Source organism: Bacillus sp. LL01, from assembly GCF_001037965.1.
In genome coordinates, this window is record NZ_LFEL01000243.1 from 1 (window position 1) to 3,423 (window position 3,423).

Annotated in this window: 2 protein-coding genes; both read left to right on the forward strand. The window is 41.0% G+C overall.

Going from position 1 to position 3,423, the window contains the following annotated elements; all coding sequences use genetic code 11:
* Positions 1-188: 188 nt before the first annotated feature.
* The gene (locus tag AB685_RS31910; RefSeq protein WP_047974032.1) at positions 189-371 is read left to right on the forward strand and encodes a hypothetical protein; all 183 of its coding nucleotides are present in this window, start codon (positions 189-191) and stop codon (positions 369-371) included.
* Between the two features lie 13 nt (positions 372-384).
* On the forward strand, positions 385-3,423 hold a 3,039-nt coding region (locus tag AB685_RS28770), incomplete at its 3' end, for a phage tail tape measure protein (RefSeq protein WP_053073996.1).

The window sequence follows — 3,423 nt, forward strand, 5'->3', positions numbered from 1 at the left end:
GTGATAGGTTTTGTGTGCGATGTATTCCGTAATCAATTTACGACTGATGAATTTTATGAAGGCATCCCTTCTCATGAAGTTGTCTCCACTGCTATCAATGTGTTTGCCTTTGTTCGTACAGGTAAAACATCTGAAGAACTAAAAGCTGAACAAAACGAAGTATCGGGGGAGTCTTAGAACCTGGTGAGGTGTTTGCTCGTCAGGTTCAATCTGCCAAAGATGAAATTAAGAGAATCAAACAAATGTATAGAGATTTATTAAAGAATGGATGGACGCTCAATCAAATTGATGAGATGGACATCCATTTTTATTTTAGCTTGTGGTCAGCAGATAGCCAAAAAGTGTATATCGATGACGTTAAATTATTCTAGGAGGTGACGGAATATGGAAGTTGGTGCGTTAAAGACTAGGATATCTCTTGATTCAGCCCAATTTGAACAAGGGATGGCAGGGATTAACCGACAACTTAAATCTTTACAACATGAGCAGAAAGCCGTCACCTCAAGTGGTAATGGTTTTGCACGTGGTACTGATGAGCTAAGAAAGAAATCAGATGTTCTTGGTCGAACACTTGAGCTTCRGCAAGCAAAGGTGAGAGAGCTTGCTAGAAGGTATGAAGAGAGTAGACAAAAGACCGGAGATAACACTAAAGAGACTCAGGAAGCGCAAATTGCTTACCAAAAAGCAGTTTCAGAAATGAACAAAACTGAAAATGCTTTAAAAGGAGTCACAGCTGAATTAGACCGCCAAACTAATCCTTGGAACACGTTAGCTGACAACATGGAGAATGTTGGTGGAAAGCTTCAAACAGCAGGAAGAAACATAACTGACTTTGGTAAGAATTGGTCAATGCGTGTTTCGGCACCGGTCACCGCAGTTGGAGCTTTAATGCTGAAAACGGGGATGGACTTTGAGGAAGGCATGTCTAAAGTTCAAGCCGTATCTGGTGCCACCAGCACAGATTTAGAAAAGCTTGAAGCAAAAGCTAGAGAGTTAGGTGGCACAACATCTAAGAGTGCTACAGAAGCAGCTGAAGGATTATCTTATATGGCACTTGCAGGTTGGGATACTCAACAAATGCTTGATGGTCTTGAACCTATTTTAAGGTTATCAGAAGCGGGGGCGATGGATCTAGGAAGAGCTTCTGATCTGGCGACTGACTCAATGGCTGCCATGCAAATTGAAGTGAAAGATTTACCTAGATATCTTGATAATGTAGCCCAAGCTTCTCGGTCATCCAACACGAGCATTGATCAATTAATGCAAGCGTACGTGACAGCCGGTGGGAATTTAGCACAGTTTAATGTTCCCTTAGATGAGTCTACTGCTTTACTAGGACTCTTGGCTAACCGGGGGTTGAAAGGTTCAGAAGCTGGTCGTGCCCTGAATGCGATCATGGTCAACCTCACAAGTGGTGCCGGTCAAGCAGGCGTAGCGATGGAAGAGTTAGGATTAAGTGCATTCGATGCTGATGGTAATTTCATAGGTTTAGAAGAAACGCTCCAATTAGTGAAAGATCGAACCAAGGATATGACCGATGAACAGCGGGCCCAATACATCAGCATGATTGCAGGGAAGGAACATCTTAAATCTTTCCAAGGACTCCTAGCCGGTCTTGATGAAGAATATGTGGACCTTAAATCCTCTGTATCTGAAGCTGATGGAGCTCTTAATGACATGGCAACCACTATGCAAGATAACGCGAAGGGTAACGTCACACAGTTAAAATCAGCATTTGAAGAACTATCTATCCAATTTGCACAGCATATGATCCCAGCATTTACAGCAGGTGTGGAAAAAGCAACTGAACTGGTTCAGTGGTTTAGCGAACTTGAAGATGATACAAAGAAGAACATTGTCACAATGAGTGCATTAGCCGCAGCCGTCGGACCTGCAGCAATTGTTTTAGGGAACATGACAACTGCAATTGGGGGTTTGGTCACGGCTGGCGGTGGCGCGATAAGATTGTTAACAGGACCAGGAGGAATGGCTGCTGGATTTGGTGCGTTAGTCAACCCTGTTACATTGGGTGTGGCAGCTGTAGCGGCTCTTAGTTTAGGAATCTATAAGTATATCGATTCTCAAAATGAAGCTAAGAAGGTGAACTTAGATTCAGCCTATTCTTTAATGAAGCAAGCGGATTCTTTAGAAACGAACGTAAACAGGTACGATGAATTACGCGCAACTTCTAAACTTACAGTTGATGAAATGGGCAGGTTACTAGATATTCAATCGGAACTGAAGACGGCACAAGATCCAAGTGTTGTAGAAAATCTCCATGCTGAGTATGAGAAGTTAAGAGAGAGAAGCGGCTTAACTAATGAAGAGTTAAGTGAAATGCTCGGATTAAACGATAAGATCATTGAACAATCACCAACTGTTCAACAATCCTTTACTGATAAAGGGAATTCTGTGATTGAAGTAACAGATGCAGTGCATGAGTATATTCAGTCATTGCGTGAAATGGCAATGGAAGAACTTCAAATTGAACGATTGAAACAACTTGAGAATGAGAAACGCTTAATCCAGGAGCAAAAAGAGTTAAAAGAAGAAATAAATGCAATTGATGAAGCTAGAGGCGAGCTACTTCAAATTAATAAATTGAGTGAAGAAGAAATCAGCGCACGTTTAGATGAAATAAACGAGAAGAAACGTACAGGTTTATTGACTGAAGAAGAATTTCTTGAGTTACAACGAGAAGAGACGATGTTACTTCAAGCTCAAGATGGCACTTTAGTAGAGATGCTTTCAACGTTACAAGATCGTCGAGAAGAGATTGCGAAAAGCATCGCTTTGAATGACGAAGAACTTGCTAAGTTATATGAAATTGATAGCGCAATAACAGGACTTCTGCTCAAAGAAATAGGGATCAACGAACAGGGACAAGAAGGTATTAAATTAGCAGAAGAAAAGCTTCAAAAGTTATATGAAGAGAAATCTCAATTAGAAGAGTTGATAAAAAAAGAAGGAGATAAAGGAGGCGAGATTCAAGAGCAAATATCATCTTTAGACCGTCAAATATCTCAACACGAATCAATTATCGGTCAGATCGAAAAAGAGACGAATCTTTCATCTGAAATGGTCAGAGAAGCCGAGAGGTATGAGCGTCAAGCAAATCATGTGACAAGTGCTTTGAATGAACAAGAGCGACAATTACAACAAAATAATAGTCGTATTGACGAGGGTACAGGTAAAGCAAAAGAACAAACAGACGAGTTAGGAAAAGACGTCCGAAAAGAAGTTGATGTGGACGATAATGGAACGGCTAAAGCTATAAGCGATGAAGCGAGTAAATCAGTTAGAAAGCCAGTAACATTGGTTGCTACGGCTTTGTCGGGTTTTAACTCATTAATAAATAGAGCTGTTGCAGGTATTCGTATTCCTGGCTATAGAGCTGTTGCAGGTATTCGTATTCCTGGCTAT